Genomic DNA, 26,445 nt, shown 5'->3' on the forward strand with positions numbered 1-26,445 from the left:
AATCAGGGTAAATTTATGACGGGGACGGGGGTGGATTTGTTCGCGGTGGTTCCGTCCCCAAGCTGACCGAAGACATTGTACCCCCAGCATTTGACGGTGCCGTCCGACTCGAGGGCGCAGGTGTGGGAGTTGCCGTTGGTCACGGCCACGGCCCCCGTGAGGGTGGATACCGATACCGGCGTCAGCCTGTTTGCCGTCGCACCATCACCAATTGCGCCGGACCCGCCGCTCCCCCAACACTTGACCGTGCCGTCCGACAGCAGCGCACAGGTGTGGTAGCCGCGTCCTGTGATGGAGACCGCATTCGTGAGACTGGTTACCGCGACGGGTACCGACGAGTCTGTTCCGGTCCCATCGCCCAGCTTGCCGCCGGAATTCGCACCCCAGCAACGAGCTGTGCCGTCGTTGAGGAGGGCGCAACTGTGCATGCCGCCGCCGGAGATCGAGACGGCGCCCGTCAGCGTGGAAACGGCCACGGGTGTGCTCTTGTTTGTGCTCGTTCCATCCCCCAGAACGCCATATCCGCCCCACCCCCAGCACCAAGCCGAGCCATCGGAGAGGACTGCGCAGGTGTGGCTGTCGCCGAGGGCGGTGGCGATGACGCCGGTCAGCGTGGAAACGGCCACGGGCGCGCCGCGATTTGTTGTGGTTCCATCTCCCACCTGCCCCTGGCCATTTTCGCCCCAGCAGGCGACGGTGCCGTCGGTCACCATGGCGCAGGTGTGCGTGTGGAGGGCGGCCACGGTCACGGCGTTAGAAAGGACGGAAACGGTTGTAGGAGTCGGTCTGGGCGTGAACGATCCATCGCCGAGTTGGCCGTAGGAGTTGCTCCCCCAACATTTGATCGTCCCATTCGAGAGAAGGGCACACGTATGGTACGTCCCTTCGGCGAGGGCGGTGGCGTTCGTCAGGCCGGAGACGGGTACCGGAGCGGTCCGATCCGTCGTGGTGCCGTCGCCGAGTTGGGAGGAATCGTTCTTGCCCCAGCACTTCGCGGTCCCATCCGAGAGCAGCGCACAGACGTGATCGCGCCCAGCGGAGAGGCCTTCGCGGAAGGGGCGGGCGGGGGCGCCGGAGGCGGTGGATTCGTGGAGGCGGGGGAGTTTCACGCCCATCGGACCGGCGGGCATGGAGACGGCCACGGGCGTCGTCTTATCCACCGTCGTCCCGTCCCCAAGCTGACCGTAGTTAGAGCGCCCCCAGCATTTCACCGTGCCGTCGGAGAGGAGGGAACAGGTGTGAGCCCAGCCCCCCGACACGGCCACACCATACGAGAGGCCGCTTACGGTCACAGGGGTCGATTTGTCCGCCGTCGTCCCGTCCCCAAGCTGACCGTAGCCATTGTACCCCCAGCATTTGACCGTGCCGTCGGAGAGGAGGGAACAAGTGTGAGAGGCGCCCCCCGTGACGGCGACGGCGCCCGTGAGGGTGGAGATGGCCACGGGGGTCGATTTGTCCGCCGTCGTCCCGTCCCCAAGCTGACCGTTGCTATTGGACCCCCAGCATTTCATCGTGCCGTCGGAAAGAAGGGAACAGGTGTGACCGTCGCCCCCCGCCACGGCTACAGCCGTGCTCAGCACGGACACAGCGACCGGTATCGATTTGTTCGCCGTCGTACCATCCCCAAGCTGACCGACGTTATTCCACCCCCAGCATTTCACCGTGCCGTCGGAAAGAAGGGAACAGGTGTGAGAGGTGCCCCCCGCTACAGCCACACCCCCTGAAAGTGAAGACACGGGGATGGGCGTCAGGCGATTGGCGGTCGTCCCGTCCCCAAGCTGACCGTAAAGATTGTTCCCCCAGCATTTTACCGTGCCGTCCGAAAGCAGGGAACAGGTGTGAGAGAAGCCCCCCGCGATCCCGCTGGCGCCGGAAAGGGACGCCACCGGGACAGGCGTCCACTTATCGGCGGTCGTCCCGTCCCCAAGCTGACCGTAGAGATTGTACCCCCAGCATTTCACCATCCCGTCAGAACGAAGGGAACAGATGTGAATGCCGCCCCCCGCCACGGCGACAGCACCGCTGAGCGTCGAGACGGTCACGGGAGTCGATTTATTGGCCGTCGTACCATCCCCAAGCTGACCGTTGCCGTTGTTCCCCCAGCATTTGACCGTGCCGTCGGAAATAAGCGAACAGGTGTGGTTGCCGAGGTGGGTCGTGATCGCCTGGGCGACGCCTATGGTGGACCACGTGAGGGCGGATTTTTCGACGGTGTTGGATTCGACGTTGAGGGCTTCGTCTCGCGCGCGGACGCGATAGTAGACTTTGCTGCCGGGCGAGAGCGAGCCGTCGTTGTACGTTGTGGCGCCGGGGGAGGTCGTGAACGTCACGCTCCACGTGGTGGTGCAGTAGTTGGGCGTTGTGGCCCGGCAGATTTGGTAGACGATGTTGGCCGGCGCGCTCACGTTGTCCGACGCGGCGCTCCACGCGAGATCCACGTTTGTTGCCGACGTGGAGGTGGCGGAGACAAGGCCGCCGAACGTGGGAGCGGACCAATCGTTCGTCCACGAGACATCCAGATTCCCGCTGACACCCTGCGTGTTGCCGGCGGAATCGGTGCAGTCTATGAAGCGGTTATAGGCCGAACCGTCCGTCGCCGCCCCCGTGATGGTGCAGAGCGAGGTGGACGCGCAGGTATTGGCCATCGAGCCGTACACCACATCGGCCGTATCCCACCTGCAGGCGACCGCATCTCCCGCCGAGATCGAGATGTCCGTGTTCGAATCGTTGACCGTGTCGTAGAAAGGACTTCCGGAGTCGCCCTCGATGTTGGCCACCGTAAGCAGAGGAGGCGTGCTGTCCTCGGTGAACGTCACGCTGCTCGCCGAACAAGGAGAGGCGTTGCCCGCGGCATCCGTCGCCGTTGCGTAGAAAGTCGTGCTTGAATTGTCGCTGACGGTAGCCGAAAGGCCAGGCGTGTTGAACGCGGACGCCGTGCCGGTGGCGGCCACGGCGGAGGTACAGGAGCCGTTGGTGTAGACTTTCACCGTCGAAGACGCCTCGGCCGTACCCTTGATGGCAGGGCTGTTGTTGTTGGCCGGTGACGGGGGAGTGACGCCCAATCCGGTCGGACCCGATGGGGCGGCGATGTCGTTCGTTTTGCTTGTCGCACCGCTCTGATTGCCCGCGGCGTCGGTAGCGGTGACATAGACCGTCGCGTACAGGTTGCCTCCAATGGACAGGGCCGCGAAACTCCCGTCGGCTCCGGCGGTGCCCGATACGATCAGCGTGGTGAGAAGACCATCGGCCCAGATCTTGACGGTGGACGCAGCCTCACAGGCTGCGGCTACCCCGGAGACGGTGTCGCTTGAACCGGGGGCATTCTGAGTAACCGTCAGCTTCGCAGGGTCCGGCGCGGCGGGGGCGGTGGTATCCGCGGGGGTGCACACGTTCCCCTCGTCGGTCGAGCCATCGCAATCGTTGTCCTTCTTATCGCAGATCTCGGTGGTGGCTGCTCCCGCCACGGCATCGCACAGCGTGCCCGTGCCATCCGTCTTGCAAACGAAAGTTCCGGCCTTGGCGCACTCGCCCACGCCGGCTGAACATGCCTGCCCCTTGTTCGTGAAGTCTTCGTCGGTGTTCCCGTCGCAGTCGTTGTCGGCGCCGTCGCAGGATTCGGCGCCGGACGCATGACGCTGGACGCAAGCAAGAACTCCATTCGAGCAAGCTTGGGTGCCTTCGGCGCACACACCCGGGCTGCCGGTGCTGCAAGAAGCAGAGGGGAGATCCTCGTCCGTCTTCCCGTCGCAGTCGTTGTCCTTTCCGTCGCAGATCTCGGCGCTGGGGGCGGAGGGGACGGCGGAACAGCGTGTGCCCAAGCCATCCGCCTTGCAGATAACCGTTCCGCCGGCCTGGCAGGCGCCGATGCCGACCGTGCAGGGTTGGCCGAGGGAGGCACTGGTAGCCGCGGGCTTTATGCCCGCGTCCGAGGACGCACCCATAAAGGGTGCGCCTACCAAGCCTGCGTCTGAAGACGCACCCGTAAAGGGTGCGGCTACCCAGTCCTCATCCACAAGCGTGTCGCAGTCGTTGTCCTTGCCATCACAGATTTCAGCGGAAGGATTGCACGCGGACAGGACGGTGAAGGTGACGGTGGCGGGCGTCTGGTCCCGATTGCCCATGGCGTCGGAGGCGAACACCTTGAGGGAGTGTTCGCCCGACGCGGGACGCAGGACGTAGGACGCGGGGCAGGAAGTGAATTCGAAAGCATCCAGCGAGCAGCGGAAGGCACAGAAGGACTCGTTGCACGATAGAGCGAATGCGATGTCTTGTCCTGCTTGCGCCTCGCGCCTTGCGCCCAGCGCCTCCGCCGATACGAAAGTTTCCGGCGGCGTAAGATCAATCTCCTTGAGCTCGATCTTCACCGCGGCGGGAGGCGCAACGCCCGCGGCTTTGAAGTCATCAATGACTTTCGTTTCCAGCTTGGCGGCCAGGGATTCGAAAGCCTGTTGCACCTGCTCCTGCGTGGGCTTTTTGTCAGAAGCCGCATCCGAGGCGATGGCGATGGCGTCGGCCAAAGACGCAGGCGTAAAGCCTGCGCCTACCGCCTCGCTCCCAATGATCGCCGCCACCTCGGTGAGGGTGGAGACGCCGTTGCCGTCCAGATCGGGCAGCTCCACCTCGTTGAGGTCGATGGAGGTTTCTTCAATTTCAATTTGGAACAGCGGTAACCCCTCACCCCCACCCTCTCCCTCAAGGGGAGGGGGAGTGGATGGGTCACCCGTCGCAGGCGGGGGCAGCTTCATCTTGATGGTTGTCTTGACTTCGACGAGGGGAACATCCTGATGCCGGCCGGGACGCACGCGCGTGTGGATGTCGTTGGCGCCGTCGCGGGCGGATTTCTTGGGCAAAAGGAACGTTACCTCAAAAGCAAATGCAAGCTCCCCCTCACCCACGCCCTCTCCCCCAATCTGGGGGCGAGGGGAGGATTTGGTAGGCGCGGGCTTCATGCCCGCGTCCGGGGACGCACCCTGAAGGGTGCGCCTACCAGGATCTTGACGCATCGAGACACCGCGCACACCGCCACGCACGCCTGATGCTTCCGCCCCGCGAACGCCACCGCGAACTCCGCCGACCACATCGCCGCGCACCCCGCCCCGAACGCCTCCGCGGACTCCCTCCGCTACGATCTCTCCGTTCACTTCGATGTCCGCCACGAGGTCGTCCGCCGCGGCCACGCCGTTCAGCGCCGCCGCGATTTCGGGGGAGAGAGGAAGGGAGACGTCCAGCGGCACGCCGTCTTCGGCCGCCGCGGGCGCGGTCAGTTTCAACGCATCGCGCTGGCAGGAGGCCAGGAGGCCCGTGAGGAGTGAGGCGTGAAGAGTGAGGTGAGAGACGGAACGGAAACGAGAACCGGAACGCCTCCAAGACATGGGCAGATTGTCAACCTCGCGTCAATCAATGTCAAGGTCAACAACCGCCCGTGCCGTCGCGTTGTGTGATCTAGGTCATAATACAAGACGCGGGCTGAAGCCCGCGCCTACCAAGAGCAGGACGACTGCCTCCCCGGTAGCCGCAGGCTTCAGCCTGCGTCCGAAGCGTGTAGGGGAGCAGCTTGAGCTGCTCCCTCTTATCGGGAGAGTCTGAAAACCCTCCCCTACGCATTCTGTTAGACGCACTAAAGGTCCTCCCCTACGGGAGGATCAAGGAATGAACATTGGTCTCGATACGGAGCGAACGCAATGTTACAATTCCGCGACGATGAACCGGATTCGTTTCGCCCTCATCCTCCTTCCCCTCTTCGCACTGACCAACCCGCCACTCGCAATTTCCCAATCCGTATCTCCCGAGGGCACTCGCGGGGTGTGGCACGTGCAGAGCGCCGACCGCCTCGATCTCGGCCGGTGGGTTCCATCCCTGACGGGCGGCTATTTCTCACAAAAAGACCTCGTTCTCGCCGCGCAGGATCACTCGGCCATCCTCGGCACCGCGGGATTCACGTTCCGTCCCGGCGACGAATCGGCCTTCCGACGCACCGAGGCATCCGTCGTCTGGGAGGGACGCTCCTACCGCGTGAACGACCGTGAAGTAGGCAGCAAGGATTCCGTCGCCGCATTCGGCGATCCTCGCCTGCGACTCAAATGGGAATGGCTTCGCGCCTCACCCTTCCACATGGGCCTCGGCCTCGAAGCTCGCGCATATTCAAAGGAGGAATCGGGTGGCATGGCCTTCTCCACGATCTCACCCGCCGCTTCGATATTGAACACACTCCGATGGTCGCCGTTCGCTTTCCATCTCACGGCAGGATATCGGCTCGATCAGTCTGAAAAGGCATTCCAGAGTCTCTCACCCTATCCCAGCAGGACCAATCGCACCGCGCAAGGCATCCGCGGCGATAACGTTTGGCTCGGGGGCGTGGCGCTGGAACTCACCGCAAGCCGGTGGATCCAACCTTTCGTCGAATGCACCGCCGAAATCGACACGGACGGCAAGGCCTTCGACAGCAACGGCGATCGCGTCAAGGTCACCACCTCCCAGAATCCGATCCGCCTTACGCCCGGCGCGCGCCTGCAAATCGCGAGCGCCCGCGTCGTGCTGGCGGGCGACCTTGGAATCCTCACCGCGCGATTCCCGCGGGAGGAGACGGATGTGCCACAATGGACCGCCGGCTTGAGTTTCCAATACGTCCGCACACCGCGCCATCGAGAGTTCGCCGTCGTGACCGGCCGCGTGCTCGATCAACAATCGCTCGAACCGCTCACCGCCTCCTCCGTGCTCATCGAAGATGAATCCGACGAGCGAATCACCTTGGACGTGGATCCCCGCACGGGCGAGTTCCGGAACGATCAAGTCCCACCGGGTCCGCATCGGATCACCGCCTTCCGGCCCGCGTACAAGTCGAAGAGCTACGACCTCGCCCTCGAGGCCAAACGCCAAGAGCGCGTGGAAATCGTCCTCGAACCGGAGGAAATCGTCATTCCCGAGGAAGCGCCGGCCGCCAAGGAGGAGGAGGCTCCCCCTCCCCCGCTGAAGGTCGTGCTGACCAAGGAGAAAATCGTCATCAACCAGCGGATCCAGTTCTATTTCAATTCCGTCGACATCAAGCCTGTGTCCATGCCGATCGTTCACGAGGTCGCCCGGATCATGTCGGAGCATCCGGAGGTGCGGCTCGAAGTGCAAGGGCACACGGATCCCACGGGCGCGGAGGACATCAACGAACTTGTTTCCTGGGCGCGCGCGGAAGTCGTCTATCATCACATGGTGCTTCTCGGCGTCGATCCCGCAAGGCTCACGTACAAAGGCTACGGCACACAGCGACCGATTGCGCCGAACGAATCTCAGGAGGGACGCAAGCTGAACCGTCGCGTCGAGTTTGTGGTGCCGACGGAGGGGGAGTCGGCCCTCCCGGCCCCTCCGCCCTCCGCACCTCCGACGCCCTAGCCCATTTGTCATTCCCGCGAAAGCGGGAATCCAGCGTGTAGGGGAGCAGCTTTAGCTGCTCCCTTTTCTTGGAGCACTGGTCCCAAGAAGGGAGGACCTCAAGGTCCTCCCCTACGGCTCCCAGGAAGGCTAGGCTGAAGCCCGGGCCTACCAAGCAGTGCTCTTCGATCCCGGAAACCGCATCCCCGCCCGACAACCGCCATCTACTCGGCCCCGATGTCCCGGCAATTGTGACGTGCATCACAATATTCCTTGACAATCCGCCCTCGGCGGATAGAATTGCGCCCAACATGAAACACATCACCTTGCTGCTGCTGTTCCTTTCCGCCGCGATCACGACGAATTGCGGCGGAATCATCGTCAAGAATTTGAGGAAAGCGGGGCTCGTCGCCCAGCGCAATCCGGACCCCATGCTCATCAAGTACGGAGCACCGAGCAACCTCCTCCTGTTCGAAGGGTTGGCGGACACCTTCTCGGACAACGCCGACCTCATGAGCATCATCGCGCAGACGTACTGTAGCTACGCGATGGGATTTGTGCAGGACGACGAGCCGGAGCGCGCGATGGTCCTCTTCATGCGAGGCCGCGATTTCGGTCTCCGCTCCCTGCTGCTGACGAGTCCCTTCAAGAAAGCCGTTCGAGCCGCAGCCGGGAAAAAGCCTGCAAATCAGGCGGAAGCCATCGAACAGGCCGTGGAGCATCTCGAAAAGGGCGTGGACGCCATCAAGGACAAGAAGCTCGTCGAGCGCCTTTTCTGGACGGGGAACTGCTGGGCCGGCTGGCTCAATCTTGCGAAGAAAGATCCGCTCGCACTCTTCGACATTCCAAAAGTGCTCTCCCTCATGAACCGTTCGAAGGATTTGGACGATCAATATTTCTACGGCGGCGTACACGCCTTCTTCGGCGCATACTACGCGGGGCTGCCCTCCATCGCCGGCGGCGGCGTGGAAAAGAGCCAGAAGGAGTTCGACATCGCGTTCGGCCTGAGCAATAAGAAGCTCCTCCTGCCCTACGTCCTCTACGCCGAACAGTTCGCCACGCTCATCAAAGATGAAGCGCTGTTCGACAAGGTTTTGCAGGAGGTTCTGGATACTCCCTCGGACACGGTGCCGGAAATGACCGTAGCCAACGAAATCGCCAAGCTGAAGGCGAAACGCCTCATCTCCAAGAAAAATGAGCTGTTCTGACGCTCGCCGGCTGATCCTTTCCATCGGGGGTCGCGCCGCGGCGGCGATCCTGCTTGCCCTTGCTCTCTCGGTCGGCACCCGTCCCGCCCGCGCGGAGGATCTCCGGATCAAGATGGCCATTCTTCCCCCCGAGGGCACCACGTGGGGTCAATTCGTCAAGGAAACCGCGGACCAGATCGGAAAAGATACGCAGGGCCGAATCAAGATTACTCTCTTCGCCGGCGGCACGATGGGCGACGAACCGGATGTCGTCCGAAAACTTCGCCTCGGCCAAGTGCAGGCGGCGGGCCTCACGGGGATGGGCCTGGGCATGATCGCTTCCGAGATCCGCGTGATCGAGCTTCCTTTGCTTTTGAAGGAGTACAAGGAGGCGGTCTTCCTGTCGGACAAGATGTTCGGAACGTTCCGCGACCTGCTCGCCAAGAAGGGAATGGTCCTCCTGACCCTGGGTCCCTTTGGAGGCATTTACATCTTCACGCAGAAGCCGCTTCACAAGCTCAGCGACATTGCCGGCGAAAAAGCGTGGGTATGGGCGGGTGATCCCCTCGCGGAGGCGATCTACAAGGAGCTTGCCGTCGTAACCCCCGTTCCCCTCCCCGTGATCGAGGTTCTCACCGCCCTCCAGACCGGGCTCGTCAATTCCTTCTACATCAATCCTCTCGGCGCCATCGCGTTCCAGTGGTACCCCTACGCCAAGTACATCGTTGACACTCCGCTCACCATGGCCACCAGCGGGTTCGTGGTCGATCAGAAGACCTGGGACAAGGTGAAGCCCGAGGATCGAGCTTTCATCAATCAGAGGGCCCAGGAGCTCATGGTCCGACTGGGCGAGCAGGTGGAGCGCGAGAACGAGAAGGCGCTCCTCGGTCTGAAGAAGAAGGGGGTCCAGTTCACCAAGATGGATCCGCAGGGCCAGGAGGAAATGATGGCCAAGATGGAAACCGTGCATCAGAAACTGGTCGGCGTGCTCTACCCCAAGCCCCTCCTCGAACAGGTTCAAGCCAGTCTCAAGGGCTACCGGTCCGGTAAGCCTTGACCCCGCCCCCAAATCCGTGGACGAGTGGACAAGTGGGCAGGTGATCGAGAGACCATGACCCTCCCACTTGGGCACTTGACCCCTGGATCGCTCGACCACGCCTCCCGATGAAAACGCTAAACCGCTTGACGGCCGGCATCTGCAAGGTGGAAAGCTTTCTCGTTTTCGCCCTCCTCCTCATCATGGTGTGCCTTTCCTTCTGGCAGGTCACGGCGCGCAACCTGTTTTCCAAGGGATTCCACTGGGCGGACGATTTTCTTCGTCACAGCGTGTTGTGGACCGGCCTCCTCGCCGCCTCGCTCGCCACCACCGAGGGAAAACACATCAAGATCGACATCTTGAACCTGCGCATGTCCGAAGCCGTTAAGATCAAGATCGAGGCGGTGATCAGCTTCATCGCCGCCGGCATGTGCGCGCTCATTTTCAAGACCGCGTGGGTGTTCGTCGCCACGGAGAAGCAGTACGCCGAGATGAACTATTCGCTCCACGTGGCCACGTGGGTCCTGGAGAGCATCTTTCCGATCGCCTTCGGCCTCGCGGCCTTCAAGTTTGTCATACGGGGGTTGAACGGGCTGCTCGCCAAACCGCACAGGACGTGATCGCCCGCGTCTGACCCATGATTCTGCTCCTCATCGTTCTTCTCCTACTCTACTCCTCCTTCGGCGGTCCCCTCTTTACCGTCATGGGCGGCGCCGCGCTGATCGGGTATTACTTCGTGGCGGATGTTCCCACAGCCTCCCTCATCGCGGAGGCGTACCGTATCGCCAGCGCGCCTTCCCTCATCGCCATCCCGCTCTTCACTTTCGCAGGCTACATCCTCGCTGAAAGCAAGGCTCCCGAGCGGCTCGTCAATCTTGCGAACGCGGCGTTCGGCTGGCTTCCCGGCGGGCTTTCCATCGTCACGCTCTCCGCCTGCACCATCTTTACGGCGCTCACCGGCGCGTCCGGCGTCACGATCATCGCGCTGGGCGGACTCTTGATGCCCTCGCTGATCAAGCAGAAGTATCCTGAGAATTTTTCGCTCGGATTGGTCACCTGCTGCGGCAGCGTGGGTCTCCTCTTCCCGCCCAGCCTACCCATCATCATCTACGGGATCGTGGCCGAGGTGGACGTCAGCAAGCTCTTCCTCGCGGGCATCGTGCCAGGCGTCGTCATCATGGTCTTCCTGTCCATTTACGCCATGTTCCGGGCGAAACGCGCGAAGGTCCCCCCGACCAAGATGACCGTCCGGGGCATCGGCAAAGGAATCAAGGACGCCGCATGGGAGATCCCCATCCCGTTCGTCATCCTCGGCGGGATTTACGGCGGCTATTACACCGCGGGCGAGGCATCGGCCATCATGGCTTTCTACGTCTTCATCGTGGAGGTCTTCATCAGGCGTGAAGTCCGGTTCCGCGATCTCCCCAAGATCATGAAAGAAAGCATGCTGCTCGTCGGCGGCATCTTGATCATCCTTGGCATGGCGCTCGGTTTCACCAACTTCCTCATCATCCAGCAGGTGCCGGACAAGATTTTCGAATGGATCAACACCTACATTCACAGCCAGATCACCTTCCTGGTGGCGCTCAACATCTTCCTCCTCATCGTCGGGTGCCTGATGGATATCTTCTCCGCGATCGTAGTGGTTGTCCCGCTCATCGTTCCGATCGCCCGGAATTTCGGCGTGGACCCCATCCATCTGGGCATCATCTTCCTCACGAATCTTGAAATCGGGTATCTGACGCCGCCCGTCGGCATGAATCTTTTCATTTCCAGTTTCCGGTTTCAGAAACCGATCGTCCAGCTCTACCGCGCCGCCATCCCCTACATCGCCGTCCTCGTCGCCGCCCTTCTCGTAATCACCTACTGGCCGGAACTCTCCCTCTGGCTCGTGCATCGCCTCAGCGCCCCCTGACGGGTACGCGCTCAAGACGCGGGCTAAAGCCCGCGCCTACCAAGAACTCTCGCGTCCCGGTAGCCGCAGGCTTTAGCCTGCGTCCGAAGACGCACCCATAAAGGGTGCGCCTACCAGAAAATGGTTCAATCCCTCTTGGTAGCCGCAGGCTTCAGCCTGCGTCCGAAGACGCACCCATAAAGGGTGCGCCTACCAGAAAATGGTTCAATCCCTCTTGGTAGCCGCAGGCTTTAGCCTGCGTCCGAAGACGCACCCATAAAGGGTGCGCCTACCCAATAAGGGTTCATCCCTCCTTGGTAGCCGCAGGCTTTAGCCTGCGTCCGTCGCCCCACGGATTGTTTGACGTTCGGGCTTGGTGTATAACACCCCGCCTGATACCAAAGGAGATCATCATGTCTGATTTGTTCACCTCCGAGTCGGTCACTGAAGGCCACCCGGACAAGATTGCCGATCAGATCTCGGACGGCGTGTTGGATGCCGCCCTCGCAGGCGATCCGACGAGTCGCGTCGCGTGCGAGTCCATGCTGAAGGACAACCACGTCATCGTGGCCGGCGAGATCACCACGCGCGCGCGCATCGATTTCGTCAAAGTCGCCCGCGATACGATCCGGGATATCGGCTACGACGACGTCAAGAAAGGGCTGGATTGGAAGACATGCGAGGTTCAAAACCTCGTCGGCCAGCAATCGCCGGACATCGCCATGGGCGTGACCCGCGCGAAGGAGGAGGAACAGGGCGCCGGCGACCAGGGCATCATGTTCGGATTCGCCTGCAACGAAACGAAGGAGCTCATGCCCCTCCCCATCCTTCTCTCTCATCGCCTCTCCTCACGCCTCTCCGAAACCCGCAAGAAGAACATCGTCGACTATCTCCGCCCGGATGGAAAATCCCAAGTGACCGTGGAATACGCCAACGGACTTCCCACGCGCGTGACCACCGTGGTGATCGCCGCGCAACACAATGAAGAGGTCTCCGATGACGCTCTCCGCGCCGGCATCACCGAACACGTCATCAAGCCCGTCATTCCCCAGGAGTTTTGGGCGAAGGACATGCGCATCTTCATCAATCCCACCGGGCGGTTCGTCATCGGCGGGCCGGCGGGCGACTGCGGCCTCACGGGCCGGAAGATCATCGTGGACACGTACGGCGGCTACGCCCGCCACGGCGGCGGCGCCTTTTCGGGAAAAGATCCCTCCAAGGTGGACAGAAGCGCCGCCTACATGGCGCGTCACGTGGCCAAGAACGTCGTGGCCGCCGGGCTCGCCAAGAAATGCGAGATCCAGCTCGGCTACGTCATCGGCGTGGCCGATCCCGTCTCCGTCCGCGTGGACACGTTCGGAACGGAAGCCGCCGATCCGCAAAAGATTTCAAGCGCCATCCGCGAGGTCTTCCCGCTCCGGCCGGCTCGAATCATCAAGTACCTCGACCTTCTCCGCCCCATCTATCGCAAGACGGCCGCGTATGGGCACTTCGGACGCGAGAACGAGGGATTTACCTGGGAGAGCACGGACAAGGCCGCTGAATTGAAGAGGTTGCTCCATGCATAGTTTCAAAGCCTATCACGTCAAAGACGCCTCGCTCGCCGCCCGTGGGCGCGACCGCACGGAATGGGCGAAGAAAAGCATGCCCGTTCTCAGCCAGATCGAATCGGATTTCCACCGTCAGAAGCCTCTCAAGGGCCGCCGGGTATCGGCCTGCCTGCACGTCACCACCGAAACCGCGGTCCTCATGCAGACTCTGAAGGCCGGTGGAGCGGACGTGGCGCTCTGCGCCTCCAATCCCCTTTCCACACAAGACGACACCGCGGCATACCTGGCCAAGGGGCTCGGCATCCGCGTTTATGCCATCAAGGGTGAGAATCGGAAGACGTACTACGACCATCTTCGAAGGGCCGTGGATCACAAGCCCGAAATGACCATGGACGACGGCGCCGACCTTGTTTCGATGATCCATTCCAAGAACGGCGAAAACGAGGAAGTGATCGGCGGCACGGAAGAGACCACCACCGGCGTGATCCGCCTCCGCAGCATGGCGCAGAGCGGCGTTCTCCGCTATCCCATCATCGCCGTGAATGACGCGAATACGAAACACCTTTTTGACAACCGTTACGGGACCGGCCAAAGCACGCTGGACGGCATCATTCGCGCCACGAACCGTCTCCTCGCCGGAGCCACGTTCGTCGTTGCCGGTTACGGCCTCTGCGGCCGAGGCGTGGCGATGCGCGCGCGCGGCCTCGGCGCGAATGTGGTGGTCACCGAAGTAAGCCCCCTCATGGCCCTTGAGGCTGTGATGGACGGCTTCCGCGTGATGTCGATGGGCCGGGCGGCCAAGGAAGGCGATTTCTTCTGCACCGTCACCGGAAACACTCACGTGCTTCGGCAGGAGCATTTCCAAGCCATGAAGGACGGCGCGATTCTTGCCAACTCCGGGCACTTCAATGTCGAGATCGACATCCCCGCCCTTGAAAAGCTGTCGAAGTCCACCCGGACGATCCGTGACTACGTCGTGGAATACACGCTGCGCAACGGCCGGAGGCTCTACCTGCTCGCCGAAGGCCGGCTCGTCAACCTGGCGGCAGCCGAAGGTCACCCCTCCAGCGTGATGGACATGAGTTTCGCCAACCAGGCGCTGAGCGCGCGCTATATGGCTGAACACGCAGAGGAACTGGCGCCCGAGGTGATCCGTGTTCCGGAAGAAATCGACTCCGAGATCGCCCGGCTGAAGCTGAAATCGCTCGGGGTGAACATCGATGGACTGACTCCGGAACAGAAGAAATACCTCTCCAGCTGGGAAGAAGGAACGTAACCTCTCTCTTGCGGATTCGCAACGTTCGGGGCATCCTCAACCGATGATCCGGATCGGCCTGATCGGGTACGGCGAGTGGGGCCCCAATCACTTCCGCCACTTTTCCACGCTCCCCGGCTCGCGCGTCGTCTGTGTGTGTGATCTGAACGCCACCCGCCTCGAATCCCTGCGCCCCACGCATCCGGACCTTGAACTTGTGAGCGACGCGGACGCCGTCCTGGGCCGGAAGGACATCGACGCCGTTGTCATCGCCACCCCAGCCACCACCCACTTCCAGCTCGTGAAGGCGGCGCTAGAAAGCGGGAAGGACGTCCTCTGCGAAAAACCCCTCACGCTGAAGTCCTCCGAATCCGACCTGCTCCATGAGATGGCCCAGCGCACGAAACGGATCCTCATGGTCGGACATGTGTTTCTCTTCAATGCCGGAATTCGCAGGTTGAAGGAGTATCTGGACCGCCACGCGCTCGGCACTCTCCATTACATCTACTCGTCCCGCCTCAATCTGGGCCCTGTCCGGCAGGATGTGGATGTGATCTGGGATCTCGCTTCCCACGACGTTTCGATCATGAACTACCTTCTCCAAGCGGAGCCCGAGGAGGTGTCGGCGAATAGTGGATTTTTCCTCCAGCGCCCGATCAGCGACGTGGCGTTCATCTCTCTCCGATATCCCAAAAACGTGCTGGTCAACCTCCACGTCAGTTGGATTGATCCCGTCAAACTACGTCAGATCACCGTCGTCGGCAGCAGCAAGATGATCGTATGGAACGACCTGAGCCCGATCGAGCCGATCCGCATTTACGACAAAGGGATCGTCCACGAGCCCCGATACAGCAACTTCGGCGAGTTTCATTACCTCACCCGCGAGGGAGACATCCAAATCCCGCGAATCGACCTCGTGGAACCCCTCCGGGCGCAGGACACCGCCTTCCTCGAATGCGTGAAACAGCAGAAACAACCGCTCTCTGACGGAGCATTCTCCGTTCGGGTCGTCCGCACGCTCGAACGCATTTCGGAAGCGCTGTCGACCCCCCACACTTTCGCACCCGCTCCGCCGGCCCGCCTCCAATCCGCCGGCTGACCGGTCCAGACCCGAGCCGGTGGAAATCCTGGTCCTCGTTCCCGCCTACAACGAAGAAGGCAAGGTGGGCTCGGTCGTCTCCGACGTGAAGAAGCACACCCCATACAACGTGGTTGTAGTGGACGACGGTTCAACCGACCGAACCGCCGCGGAAGCCCGCTCGGCCGGCGCGGAAATCGTCCAACACGGCGTCAACCGGGGCGTGGGGGCCGCCCTCCGAACGGGGTTCGGGTTTGCCCTCAAGAACGGATACGAGGCGGTTGTCGTCATGGGTGCCGATGCGCAGGACCACGCCGAAGAGATTCCCCGCTTGCTGCTTCCGATGGAATCGGACGGCTGCGATTTCGTTCAGGGTTCTCGCCGCCTCGGCGGACTCCGCGCTGTCAACATCACCCTCTTCAGGCGCGTGACCACGTGGGTGTATTCCGCGTTGTTCGGCCTGATCACCGGATTCCGGCTCACGGACGGAACGAACGGATTCCGGGCCTTCCGAACCCGCATCCTGAAGGATCCACGGTTGGACCTTTCCCAGCCCTGGCTGGATCGGTATGAACTCGAGCCCTATCTCATGTACCGCGCAATCAAACTTGGATACAAGCTCACGGAAGCCCCGGTCACGAAGTACTATCACATGGGAGAGCTGAGCTACACGAAAATGACTCCGTTCCGGGACTGGTGGAGCATCCTGCGCCCGCTCATCTTCCTCCGTCTCGGCCTCCGCAAATAAGTGTGCGTCCGGAAACTCACCTCCCGTAGGGGAGGACCTTCAGGTCCTCCCTTCTTGGGAGCAGCTAAAGCTGCTCCCCTACACGCTCCGAAAGTAGCTTTCTCCTTCGGATGATCCGCGGCCACCTCATCGTTCATCCGGTCTTGCGCCAGCGCCTCCCCGAATGGGTGCCCGCCGAGATGCCTCTCGTCGTTCCGTCAACTCTTCAACCGCCCGCCGCAGGCGCGAGCCCCGCCCTCACCTTCCGGCCTCTGGGCGCGTCTGATCCGTGGACCCTCGTGACGGAAACACCCCACGGCCCCTTCGAGGCTCGCGCGGACTTGGGCGCCCTCATGGACTTCGTCCGATACGAACGGTACCGCCCCCCGTACCGACCCCTCTACACGCGGATTCCGCTTCCCATTCATCGCATTCCACGTCGGCTGCGCGCCACGGCGTACCGGTGGCTTTCCTCACGGTCGAAGCGCCACCCGCGCGCATCGGGCTTCACGTTCCCCGCCTGGCCCAAGGACGTGACCGTCGACACCCTGTCCCTCCTGGGGTCAATGCTGAATGTTGACAAACTCACCGGTCCAGACAAGTCAATCTTCAAGATTGACCCCGTGTGGCCGGAGGGCAAGAGCTATGCCGTGGTGCTCACGCATGACGTAGACTCCGGGTGGGCCTTCGAGCACACGGAGAATGTTGCCCCGCTTCTGAAAATCGAGTCCTCAGCCGGAGTACGGTCGGCCTGGTATTTTGTGGTCAAAACGATCCCAAGGCGTGAGATCCTGACACGGGGCTTGGAACGCGATGGCCATGAGATCGGATTTCACTGCTACAACCACGATCATCGCTTCCCTTTTCTTTCCGAAGCCGCGATGCGCGCGCGGCTGGATCGTTGCCGTCCGTTTCTCGACCGGTTTGGCGTAAAGGGAATGCGATCCGCAAACTACCTCAAGAGTTCCCGATTCCTCTCCATCATGGGTGAGCGATTCGAGTACGACCTATCCTTCCGCGATTCCTACCATGGCGCAGGGGGCGCTCATGGCTGCTCCACGGTGCACCCGTTTCGGATTGGGGGAGGCTCCCTCCTGGAAATCCCGACAACCATGCCGGATGACTACGACCTTTTTTCCCGCGGGCTGTCCCCCGAGGAAGCCCTGAAGATGCAAATCGAATCGATGGAGAACATCAAGATACGCGGAGGCGTGGTCAATCTGGTCACACATACGGAGCCTCATCTTTCGGTGAACAAGAAGGGGCTATGCCTGTACCAGGAAATCGTTCGATACGTTTCATCGGACCCCGCCGCCTGGATCACCCTCCCCCGCGATCTCGCCGCGTGGCGGAAAAGAGCCTCCCTGCTGGCCCCGCGTGAAACTCTGCCCACTTGACGATTCACGATTCTCGATCCACGATCCGTATGTTGCAAGTTTCGGACCTCGACGCGCGGGCTGAAGCCCGCGGCTACGAAGAGTGGGACCAGAGGTAGGCGCAGGCTTTATGCCTGCGTACATTCCGCGCTGTCAGGTGAACAGTTTAGAGAAGTGCGTGACCAGCCAGGAGGGCGCGGTCGCGCACCATGGAGGACACGATGTCCTCGCGCCGTCAGGCGCACATTTTGGAGAGGTGCGTGAGCGGTTGAAACGGCACGCCTGGAGAGCGTGTAGGGATTAACGTCTCTCGTGGGTTCAAATCCCACCCTCTCCGCATTCCATCAGTACTTACACCGGTTGAAATCCCGGCCCGAACGCGTTAAGAAGTGCGCATGGAAGACGTCATCCCGACCGAACTGAAGTGCCCGTTTTGCCAAGGCATGTTTGTCATCTCCGGTCTCGCCCTCGACGAGGATCAGAGCATCTACTGCAAGTGCGGCCACTGCGGCAAGAAAGTTCAGTTCGCCAAAGTCGAACACCACGAATTGAAGTCCACTCCTACCAAGAAGAAGTAGGTGGTGAAATTCCGATTGGATTCCGAGGCTGATTTCTTGTTGGCAATGGTGACTCAGATGATCCCCCTCCATAATGGGTAGCATTCACGGCGGACTCATCGTCGCCAAGGCCCTGAAATCTATCGGCACGGAGTGCCTGTTCACCCTCTGCGGCGGGCATATTCAGAATATCTACGACGGATGCCTCACCCTCGGAATCCGGGTCGTCGATTTTCGCCACGAACAGGCCGCGGCCCACGCCGCCGATGGATGGTCCCGCGCCACCGGGAAGCCGGGCGTGGTCGCCGTGACAGCCGGTCCGGGTGTAACCGATGCCGTTACCGGGGTGGCCAACGCCTGGCGGGCCCAAAGCCCCATGATCGTCATCGGCGGCCAGGGGCCGAAATCCATGCAGGACAAGGGATCTCTCCAGGAGATGGACCACGTTGAACTCATGCGGTCCATTACGAAGTGGTCGGTGTCCGTTCCAGAAACACGCCGCCTCGGTGAATATGTGCTTCATGCCTACCGGGTGGCCCTCTCCGGAGTACCCGGGCCCGTCTTCCTCGAAATGCCCATCGACATCCTGATGAACTACGCCGAGGAAGCCGAGACCGGAATCCCCGATCGCCCCCCCGAAGTCCCTCCCATGGGACCCGATCCCGCTCAGGTGGAACGCGCCGCCGAGCTGATTCGGACGGCCCAGAATCCCGTCGCCCTCATCGGAAGTCAGTTGGCCTGGTCGCGTCGCCGTGACATCGCCCCCGAATTCTGCGAGACGCTCCACATCCCCGCGTTTCTGAATGGGATGGCCCGCGGGGCCCTGCGCCCGGACCATCCCTGGTTCTTCCATCTCTGCCGCCGCCAGGCCCTGGAAAAGGCGGACGTCGTTCTGGTCTTCGGAACCCCGCTCGATTTTCGGCTGGATTATGGTCGAGTTCTCGGTGAGAAAGCAAAGATTGTTCAAGTAGACCTTGAAGGTAAGGAACTCGGTCGAAACCGTCCGCTCGACCTCGCCATACTCGGTGACACGGGGCTTGTCATGGATGGACTACTGCGCACCCTGGGCTCCCGCAAAGACGGCGCCCCGAATCACGGCTGGATCGAGTATCTCCGGCAAGCCGAGACCAAGGCCTGGGAGAAAATGAAGCCCGAGATGGAGTCGAATGACGTACCGGTGAATCCCCTCCGCTTTTCGAATGAACTGAGGAAATTTGTCGATGAAAACACCGTGCTGATCGGCGATGGAGGCGACATCGTGGGTACCGCAGCAAAGATGAATTTCCCGTACAAGATGGGGCAATGGATGGATCCCGGCCCGCTCGGAACGCTGGGCGTCGGCCCCTCTTTCGCGATGGCCGCCAAGCTCGCGAATCCCGAAGCACGGGTCATGATCGTATACGGAGACGGCTCATTCGGACTCAATGGATTCGAATATGAGGCTGCCATCCGCCAGAAGATTCCTTTTGTGGGCGTGATGGGCAACGATGCCGCATGGATGCAGATCCACCGCGGCCAGGAAATGATCTTCGGCGCCGATCGAACCGTGGCCACCAAGCTCGATTTCACCCGGTATGATCGGATCGTGGAGGCCATGGGAGGTCACGGAGAGTACGTCGAAAAACCGGCCGGGATCGGTCCCGCCATCGAACGATCTCTCGCCTCGGGAAAACCCGCGCTCGTGAACGTGAAAATCGGCCGCAGCGAATTCCGGAGGGGATCGCTCAGTGTGTGACGTACGAGAGATGGGAGGCGGGAGGCGGGAGGCGACATGGCTGTTCCGTTGATGCTGCCTACTCCCCGGGATACCGTCGTGGTCGTCATCGATGCGCAGGAGCGTCTGATGCCTGCGATGCACGCCGATCTCAGGGATCGCGCCCTTAAACACATGCAGGCCCTTCTCAAGGCTTCCGCCGTTCACCAGGTCCCGGTCGTTTGCACTGAGCAGTATCCCAAGGGCCTGGGAGCTACGCTCCCGGAGATTCGTTCCCTGATGGAGCCCTACGACCCCATCGTCAAGACCGCTTTCAGTTGCTGCGATGTCGAGCCTTTCACGCGCAAACTCGAATCACTCAACCGTCCCAATATCGCCGTGATGGGCATGGAAACCCACGTCTGCGTTTACCAGACCGTCGTGGGCTTGCTCCAACGCGGCTACAAGCCTCTCCTGCTATCCGATGCCGTCTGCTCTCGGAAAATGATCGACTACGAGACGAGCGTGGAGCAAATGCGGGAGGATGGCGCCACGATCAGCACAACGGAAACTCTGCTCTTCTCCTGGACGCGCGAGGCCGGTTCGGAGGCCTTCAAGAAAATCTCACTCATCGTCCGCGATTTGAGCTGACCCCCGGGTCGCCTCCGTCCCCTCCGCCGGTACGTTCAGCGACAACAAATGCCTTTGCGTTCTTGCCGCAGCTGAACCCTGCATCTTCCGGCGCCGGCACGTAGGGCAGGCGCTGGCGCTGGAACTCCTCCAAGGCCCAACACGTCCGCCTCCAACCTTTTTCCCTGATCGCGTCCAGGACCACGATGATCCGATCCGGGGTTTGGTCCTCCACGATCCTTCGGATTTCCGCTTCGGGTGTCGATGGCCTCCATCCCGCGCGGAATATTCGTATCCCCGGCCCGTGCGAAAACAGCTGGATATCCCCGGCAAAGACATTCTTCCCGGCGGCGTGAAAGGCTGCAATGAAATCGCTGCCGAACACGCCGACCGTTTGCGACGAGTCGATCGTCCGCAGTAGCCGCTTGAACGCCGCCTCGATCTCCGTCTTCGAGGCTGAGGACAACCGGATGCCACGCGCTCCCGGGATCTCCAGAACCGCATCGTACGCGCCGCGAACGGGATGGTCTCGCGCCGGGAACAGCGCTGAAGCGGAAAAAGGCACGAGCCGAAGCAGGGCCGGGCAGATGGCCCCGAGGAGGATCCCTCCCCCTACCCATCGGCCCCAAGAACCGATCCTTCCCGATCCCCACCGTCGTGCCCCGCGGAACATCGACTCGATCACCACGACCAGAAGGAGCGCCGTTGGCGCGCGCGCCACGGTTGTCGCCATCTGCCTGCCCGCGAACAGGAATTCCACGTCCGCAAGGATCGCCGCTCCAAGCAGGATCAGCATCGTGTCCGTGCGGCCCCGCTCACGCCCCGCGGACAGTCCTCCCGCCACCAGGATCGTCCCTGCGACCAAGGCCGTCATATCCAGGCCGACCAGGAGGGCCTCCAAAACGTCCGAGAACCGGTCGTCCGGAAGACCCCCCCGCAACACGGCCGCTTTCAGGGTGAGCAACGCAGACCCGAGATTCTCCAGGGGACCGAGGGGATGAAAGGTCATTCTTTCCGTGTACACGGGGTAGGGATAGAGGCGTCCGACCATGACATCCCATCCCGCCTGGGATCCGATGGTCGCGTAGACAACCGTTGTGATCCCCGTTGCGACCACCGCAAACACCGCGACATGGCCCCACCCAATCTCCCCCCCACGCCTCCACGTCAAGCAAGCGATGAGGGCCGCCGCCCCGGCGAACAGACCCACGCCCAGCGGCAGGGGCTTCGACAGCAGCCCAACCGCCGCGACCGCCGCCAGGGCGAGGACCTTGCCGGGCCGTGGCCTCTTGGCATACGACGCCAGCAGGGCCGCCGCGGCCAGGAAGGCCGCAACCGCAAGATGATGATTGTATGTCGCCCGGGGCGGGAGGAACGCCCGCCCCGCCAGCAGGGCCGCCAACACGCTCCACCACGGTCCCATCAACCCACGGCAAGACGCGTACGCCGCGCCGTAGCCGATGGTTGCAAAGCCTACCGCCACCAGCCGCACATTCAGGATCTCGTACGCCGCTCCCGTCAGCGAGAAAACCCACTGGAGCAGATACGGATACAGGGGCCCGTACATCCAGTCGATCTCCGAATAAAGTCCGAAACCCCATCCAAGTCGCTGGACCGTGATCAGATCGCGGAATTCTTCGCCTCCGAGGTGGGTTCGGCACAGGGTAATATGGAATGCGAGATGAAGAGCCAGCCCCACGAAGAAGGGCGTACACCGCTTCACGGTCGCCCGTGGAGATACGAGAACCTAGGACAGATCTACGTCGCCCCGGAATCGATCCAGTTCGGCCACCGCGGTGCTGAAGACCGACGCCTTCGGCGCCTGTTTGTGCACCGCATCCCCCACCTTGCGCATCCACGTCAGCTCGTCTTCGACCATGGGCCCCTTCTCGAGAGCATCGACGGCCGATTTCATCTGATCGTGATTGGCCGGGCCGCTCATCACCACGTCGATCGCCGGATTCGACAGCGCAAAACGATAGCAATCCGTCGCTGTCGGCACGGGTACGGAATCCGGCAGCCCCTTGGGACGCTTGAGCAGGGTTCCCCATCGTGTCGTTGTGTAGGTTACCAATCCCGGCCCGCCCTTTTTCACCTGGGGAAATATTTCCTTCTCGGCGCCTCGATGAGCGGCATTGTATCGGATGTGGAGGATGTCAAAGAGGCCCTTCTCCAGAATGGTGGCTCCGTACGGGCGGTGATGGGATGAGAGCGCGAGGCAACGTACCTTTCCCTTCTCCACCAGGCGCGCAGCGGAATCCCGGATCCGCTCCGGAGGCTGGCGATTCCACCATCCGAGGAGGAGCACGTCCGCGCTATCGAGTTTCAAAGAACGAAGCGCCCGGTCCACGCTCCATTCCATCAACTTCGCCACACGCGAGTAGCTCTGGACCACTACGACCATCCGATCGCGGTGCTTGGCGGACAGACTCCGCACGCCATCCCGGAACCCGGATCGTCTCGCCGATCCCCAGTAGAAGTAGTTCACGCCGCGCTCAAACGCCCATTCGAGGTCTCGCGCCCCCACACCGTAGCTCGACGCCACGCCCAGGCGGCCGACTTTCATTCCCGTTCTTCCCAAAACAGCTTCTTTTCCGTTCTTCATAGGCGGGAGTCTAGCAGACCGAAAACCATTCTCAAATAGGCCGTCGGCACACGGCCGGCCGGTTGGAAGAACAGAGGCATGGCGAGCCGCTCCCTCCATCCCCCGATATCCCCTCGGAAGGCCGCATCTCTCAAGAAATCCAGCCGGCCGGCGAGCGGAAGATCCTCCTGCACAACGGCCTGCAATGGCGCCGGGTACCGTACCTCCCACCAGCGGGCCACCTGGCTCAGAGCGAACGCCGTGATCCCGGCCATTCTGAACCGCCGCACGTCATCTGCCCAAGCCTTCCACTCCACTCGATCCCTCACGGCGCGGAAAACATACATCACATCCACGAAATCCGAGAGCATCGAGAAAGAGTTGGTGAAGGCGTGAAGGATGATGTGCAGGAAGGTCATCTCGGGGCTTAGCCGATGCCCCTTGAGGTCCGCGTTCTTCCACACGTCGTATTCAGCAAGGTCGAAATCGAATCGCGCGTGCAGTCCGAACTTCTCGGCGCAGAGTCCCCAGTGGAGATCGACCGGGGGCACCCGCGACCCGTTTGATCGGTGCGAGAAAGTCGCCTCATGGAATCGATTCAGCTCCGGCAGGGGGTGGAGAGGCAAGTAGCCCAGATCGCGGAGGATATCGGCGGCCTTGGGAACATCCTCGCGGTAAACCAGCAAATCGACATCCCCCGTCGGCCGGCATCCCAAATCGGGAAAGGCCAACTCGCAGAGACCTACGCCCTTGAGCGCCAAGCACGGCACGTGCCGCCGCGCCATGAACCGGGTTACTCGTTCTTCCGCGGCCAGGATAAAAAGATTCTTCGCCAGGGTGGTCCTCCGGACGGCCTGCGGAGTCGGCTGGAGGCGGCCACCGGCCCTGAGAATGCCACTCGCGATCTGCCGGGCAATCAGCGGTTGAACACGCTGCCGTCCGGCCGTATTCCATTTGTCCAGCTCCACCACCGACCCCCGCTGTGGATCGACTGCAAGGAGTGTCAGGAGCGACCTAGAGCCTATCCCAAAACGTTTCGCGGACCCTGAAGGGCCCGCTACGGAGAAATCGCTTTTCCGCTGTAGTGGAGCCTTTAGGCTCCGCGAAGCCCGCTCCGGTTCCGTCAGGTTTTGGGATAGGCTTCTAGCTCGACTTTTGCCATTTTTTGAAAGGTTCATGTTGGTCATGATGCGTAGGGGAGGGTCTTCAGACCCTCCCGACAAGAGGGAGCATCTGAAGATGCTCCCCTACTTTCTCAAAATTCACGGCGTGGAAATGGCCTTCCCTCGTGAAGTGATGTTCACACAGCATGGAAAAATGGCAAAAGTCGAGCTTAGGGTCATCCTCGGCTGCCATTGGGCAAGTCTATCACACACCGCCCCGGGCCGATTGGCTTGGCCTCAACGCTGCTATAATCCCCGCGTGACCCCGCACCCACCTCAATGGAAAAGTGGACAAGTGGACGAGTGCGCGCACATCACGGATGGCCGCTGCTTCACCGCCCGATCACCCGGACACTGGGCCACCTCCAAAAGGATAGCTGCAAAGTGACAGGGGATCTGCTCAACCACCATCGGGAATATCTCGATGACCGCATCGCGCAAGCCCTGTACCGGAGGGCCATTCGTCGAATCGTTCGACCGGGCGATGTCGTTGTCGACCTCGGAGCGGGCACGGGCATCCACTCCATGGAGGCGTGTAGAGCGGGGGCGAGGAAGGTGTATGCCCTGGAGTGTGGAGACATGGCCGTGCTTGCGAGGGACATCATCGGCGAATCACCGTTCAGCCGTCGAATCTCCGTCATTCACGAGCACTCCTCATTCGTGCGGCTGCGGGAAAAAGCGGACGTCATCATTTCCTACCTCGGCCCCAGCGACCTCGTTCGGTCGCTCCCGCCGGCCCGCGCGCGCTTCCTGCGCCGGGGTGGGCGAACCATTCCCTCCCACCTCCGGTTCCGGTTCGGCCCCGTGGAGGCGCCGGACGTCTACGCGGCGCGAATTGATGCCTGGAGAAGGCGGAGGGGCGCGGATTTCACGGCCGCGCGCCGATGCGCGGCCAACACGGCCCACACGACCCATTGGCTTCCCTCCCACTTTCTCTCTCGACCTCGCCCCGCGTTCACCCTCCCGTTGGATCCAGGCGTCCACCGGCCCTGGAAATCCAACGGCACATTCGTTTCCGCGCGCGACGGAACGCTCCACGGGATCGGGCTCTGGTTCGAGTTCCGGTTGGCCCGGGGGATCTGGCTCTCCACGCGACCCCCGCTCCGGCTGTCACCCGCCGTCCACAGGCACGCCTTTCTCCCGCTCGAACGGCCGCTGCCGGTGCGGGCCGGGGAGCGCCTGCGGCTCCGTCTGACTCTCCTGCCCGGATTTGAGTGGATGTGGAGATGGAGCGTCCATTCCTCATCTCATGCGCTTGCCGATCAGTCGTCCTTGGATGGCCTGCTCCTTTCAGCGGATCGAATTCAGGCCGCCGAGGGCTCCGCCCGCACAAGGCTGAACGCCCGCGGTCAAATAACACAGTTCGTGCTTGAGAGGTGCCGGAAAGGCCACACCCTGGATCAGATCACCGCGGCCTTGAGCCGCCGCCCTATGACCCTCTCGGGCAACCGCCGGGAGGCGCTCGACGTCACCCGAAACATTCTCGCCGATTTTGCCCGGCGCCCCAGGTGAAGCCGGAAACCGGGGTCCTGCTTCGCGAACTGGACTCGAACGGGGAGGTCTCCTTCGAGGCTCGGGAAGGCCGGGGAGGGTACCGACTCCGATGGCCCCGGCTCGCCACCGTCCACATCACGAAGCGCAAGCAGCGAGTCACCGTGATCCCCGAGCGGGGATCCCCCCGCGCCTCGCTTGCTCCCATCCGCCGCATCGCCCGGGCGTATGCGGTCAGCCTCGGCGGCAGGCAGCCTCTCCACGCCACCGTGCTCACCGGTCACGGGGGAACGCTCGCCCTCCTCGGGACGCCCGGCGCGGGAAAATCGACACTGGCTCTGGCCATGCTCGACGAAGGTTGGCGCCTGGTCACTGACGATGTGCTGTTCTACCGGACGCATTCCCGCGCGATCCGACCCGTTCTGCGTCTCCCGATGCTGAAGGTCAGGCCCGACGGCATCGCGCCGTTCCCGAAGTTCCCCTCGATCCCGCCCCTGAGGCTCCGCGGCAAGCCGCGCTACGATCCTCGTTACGGAAAACTGATGATTCCCCTTCCGAAAATCTCTCACGGCGGAAAGATCGATGTGTTTGTTCGCCTGCGCCGCTCGCGCAAGGGGCACATCAGCGGCCGGAGGCTCTCACCGTCCCAATCCACCTTGAACCTCATCGTCGCCATGTTCAATGGAGCTCTGCGCCCCCGTCGCGTCCGTATCCGGCAAATCCTGGAGGCCGCATCCCTCGCCTCCAAGGTGCCCGTGTGGGAGCTCCGATATCCGACGGGAAAGAGACATCTGAAACGCGTGCCGGAGGCGCTGCAAGGCATCCTGCGACAAACTCAAGAGGGCCGAAGCCGGGACTGACCACG

At 62.1% G+C, this 26,445-nt stretch carries 19 protein-coding genes and 1 tRNA gene; 16 read left to right on the top strand and 4 right to left on the bottom strand.

Annotation, left to right across the window (positions count from 1 at the left end; all coding sequences use genetic code 11):
* Positions 1 to 2: 2 nt before the first annotated feature.
* The gene (locus HYT87_04630) at positions 3 to 5,372 is read right to left on the bottom strand and encodes a hypothetical protein (protein ID MBI2059037.1); all 5,370 of its coding nucleotides are present in this window, start codon (positions 5,370 to 5,372) and stop codon (positions 3 to 5) included.
* Between the two features lie 277 nt (positions 5,373 to 5,649).
* Here HYT87_04630 and HYT87_04635 point away from each other — a divergent pair, with 277 nt between their 5' ends.
* From HYT87_04635 to HYT87_04700, 14 genes are all read left to right on the top strand, one after another.
* Positions 5,650 to 7,380: an OmpA family protein gene (locus tag HYT87_04635; GenBank protein ID MBI2059038.1), complete on the top strand. Its 1,731-nt coding sequence runs from the start codon at positions 5,650 to 5,652 to the stop codon at positions 7,378 to 7,380.
* A 290-nt stretch (positions 7,381 to 7,670) separates the two neighbouring features.
* Positions 7,671 to 8,567: a hypothetical protein gene (locus tag HYT87_04640; GenBank protein MBI2059039.1), complete on the top strand. Its 897-nt coding sequence runs from the start codon at positions 7,671 to 7,673 to the stop codon at positions 8,565 to 8,567.
* Entirely contained in the window at positions 8,554 to 9,603 is a 1,050-nt protein-coding gene (gene dctP / locus HYT87_04645; protein ID MBI2059040.1) for a TRAP transporter substrate-binding protein DctP, read from the top strand. Before HYT87_04640 ends, dctP begins: the two co-directional genes overlap by 14 nt.
* A gap of 107 nt (positions 9,604 to 9,710) precedes the next feature.
* Positions 9,711 to 10,202: a TRAP transporter small permease gene (locus tag HYT87_04650; GenBank protein MBI2059041.1), complete on the top strand. Its 492-nt coding sequence runs from the start codon at positions 9,711 to 9,713 to the stop codon at positions 10,200 to 10,202.
* Between the two features lie 17 nt (positions 10,203 to 10,219).
* Entirely contained in the window at positions 10,220 to 11,497 is a 1,278-nt protein-coding gene (locus HYT87_04655) for a TRAP transporter large permease subunit (protein MBI2059042.1), read from the top strand.
* A gap of 392 nt (positions 11,498 to 11,889) precedes the next feature.
* Positions 11,890 to 13,044: a methionine adenosyltransferase gene (locus HYT87_04660; GenBank protein ID MBI2059043.1), complete on the top strand. Its 1,155-nt coding sequence runs from the start codon at positions 11,890 to 11,892 to the stop codon at positions 13,042 to 13,044.
* On the top strand, positions 13,037 to 14,302 hold the full coding sequence (locus HYT87_04665; GenBank protein ID MBI2059044.1) for an adenosylhomocysteinase: 1,266 nt from the start codon (positions 13,037 to 13,039) through the stop codon (positions 14,300 to 14,302). Before HYT87_04660 ends, HYT87_04665 begins: the two co-directional genes overlap by 8 nt.
* A 43-nt stretch (positions 14,303 to 14,345) precedes the next feature.
* Positions 14,346 to 15,380, top strand: coding sequence for a Gfo/Idh/MocA family oxidoreductase (locus tag HYT87_04670; protein MBI2059045.1), 1,035 nt, complete (start codon positions 14,346 to 14,348; stop codon positions 15,378 to 15,380).
* A gap of 19 nt (positions 15,381 to 15,399) precedes the next feature.
* Positions 15,400 to 16,107, top strand: coding sequence for a glycosyltransferase family 2 protein (locus HYT87_04675; protein ID MBI2059046.1), 708 nt, complete (start codon positions 15,400 to 15,402; stop codon positions 16,105 to 16,107).
* A gap of 110 nt (positions 16,108 to 16,217) precedes the next feature.
* Positions 16,218 to 17,483, top strand: a complete 1,266-nt coding sequence (locus tag HYT87_04680) for a polysaccharide deacetylase family protein (protein MBI2059047.1) — start codon at positions 16,218 to 16,220, stop codon at positions 17,481 to 17,483.
* A gap of 229 nt (positions 17,484 to 17,712) precedes the next feature.
* Positions 17,713 to 17,799 (top strand) — tRNA-Ser (locus HYT87_04685).
* Positions 17,800 to 17,857: 58 nt separating this feature from the next.
* On the top strand, positions 17,858 to 18,040 hold the full coding sequence (locus HYT87_04690) for a hypothetical protein (protein ID MBI2059048.1): 183 nt from the start codon (positions 17,858 to 17,860) through the stop codon (positions 18,038 to 18,040).
* 73 nt (positions 18,041 to 18,113) lie between these two features.
* Entirely contained in the window at positions 18,114 to 19,754 is a 1,641-nt protein-coding gene (locus HYT87_04695; protein MBI2059049.1) for an acetolactate synthase, read from the top strand.
* Between the two features lie 36 nt (positions 19,755 to 19,790).
* Positions 19,791 to 20,363 (top strand): isochorismatase family protein, encoded by a 573-nt coding sequence (locus HYT87_04700; protein MBI2059050.1) that lies wholly within the window; start codon positions 19,791 to 19,793, stop codon positions 20,361 to 20,363.
* On the opposite strand, the gene HYT87_04705 is transcribed toward HYT87_04700, so the two are convergent.
* Genes HYT87_04705 through HYT87_04715 form a run of 3 tightly spaced genes read right to left on the bottom strand, consistent with a single transcriptional unit; the run spans position 20,341 to position 23,894 of the window.
* Positions 20,341 to 22,065: a hypothetical protein gene (locus tag HYT87_04705; protein ID MBI2059051.1), complete on the bottom strand. Its 1,725-nt coding sequence runs from the start codon at positions 22,063 to 22,065 to the stop codon at positions 20,341 to 20,343. The genes HYT87_04700 and HYT87_04705 overlap by 23 nt on opposite strands.
* A 24-nt stretch (positions 22,066 to 22,089) precedes the next feature.
* Positions 22,090 to 22,947, bottom strand: coding sequence for an aldo/keto reductase (locus HYT87_04710; GenBank protein ID MBI2059052.1), 858 nt, complete (start codon positions 22,945 to 22,947; stop codon positions 22,090 to 22,092).
* Positions 22,944 to 23,894, bottom strand: a complete 951-nt coding sequence (locus HYT87_04715; GenBank protein ID MBI2059053.1) for a nucleotidyltransferase family protein — start codon at positions 23,892 to 23,894, stop codon at positions 22,944 to 22,946. Before HYT87_04715 ends, HYT87_04710 begins: the two co-directional genes overlap by 4 nt.
* A gap of 498 nt (positions 23,895 to 24,392) precedes the next feature.
* Here HYT87_04715 and HYT87_04720 point away from each other — a divergent pair, with 498 nt between their 5' ends.
* A complete protein-coding gene (locus tag HYT87_04720) occupies positions 24,393 to 25,601 on the top strand; it encodes a 50S ribosomal protein L11 methyltransferase (protein ID MBI2059054.1) in 1,209 nt (402 codons plus the stop codon).
* Positions 25,598 to 26,440, top strand: coding sequence for a hypothetical protein (locus tag HYT87_04725; protein MBI2059055.1), 843 nt, complete (start codon positions 25,598 to 25,600; stop codon positions 26,438 to 26,440). The genes HYT87_04720 and HYT87_04725 overlap by 4 nt, the downstream gene beginning before the upstream one ends.
* Positions 26,441 to 26,445: the final 5 nt, after the last annotated feature.

The sequence above is a fragment of the Nitrospirota bacterium genome, from assembly GCA_016180645.1.
In the GTDB taxonomy this organism is placed as follows: domain Bacteria; phylum JACPQY01; class JACPQY01; order JACPQY01; family JACPQY01; genus JACPAV01.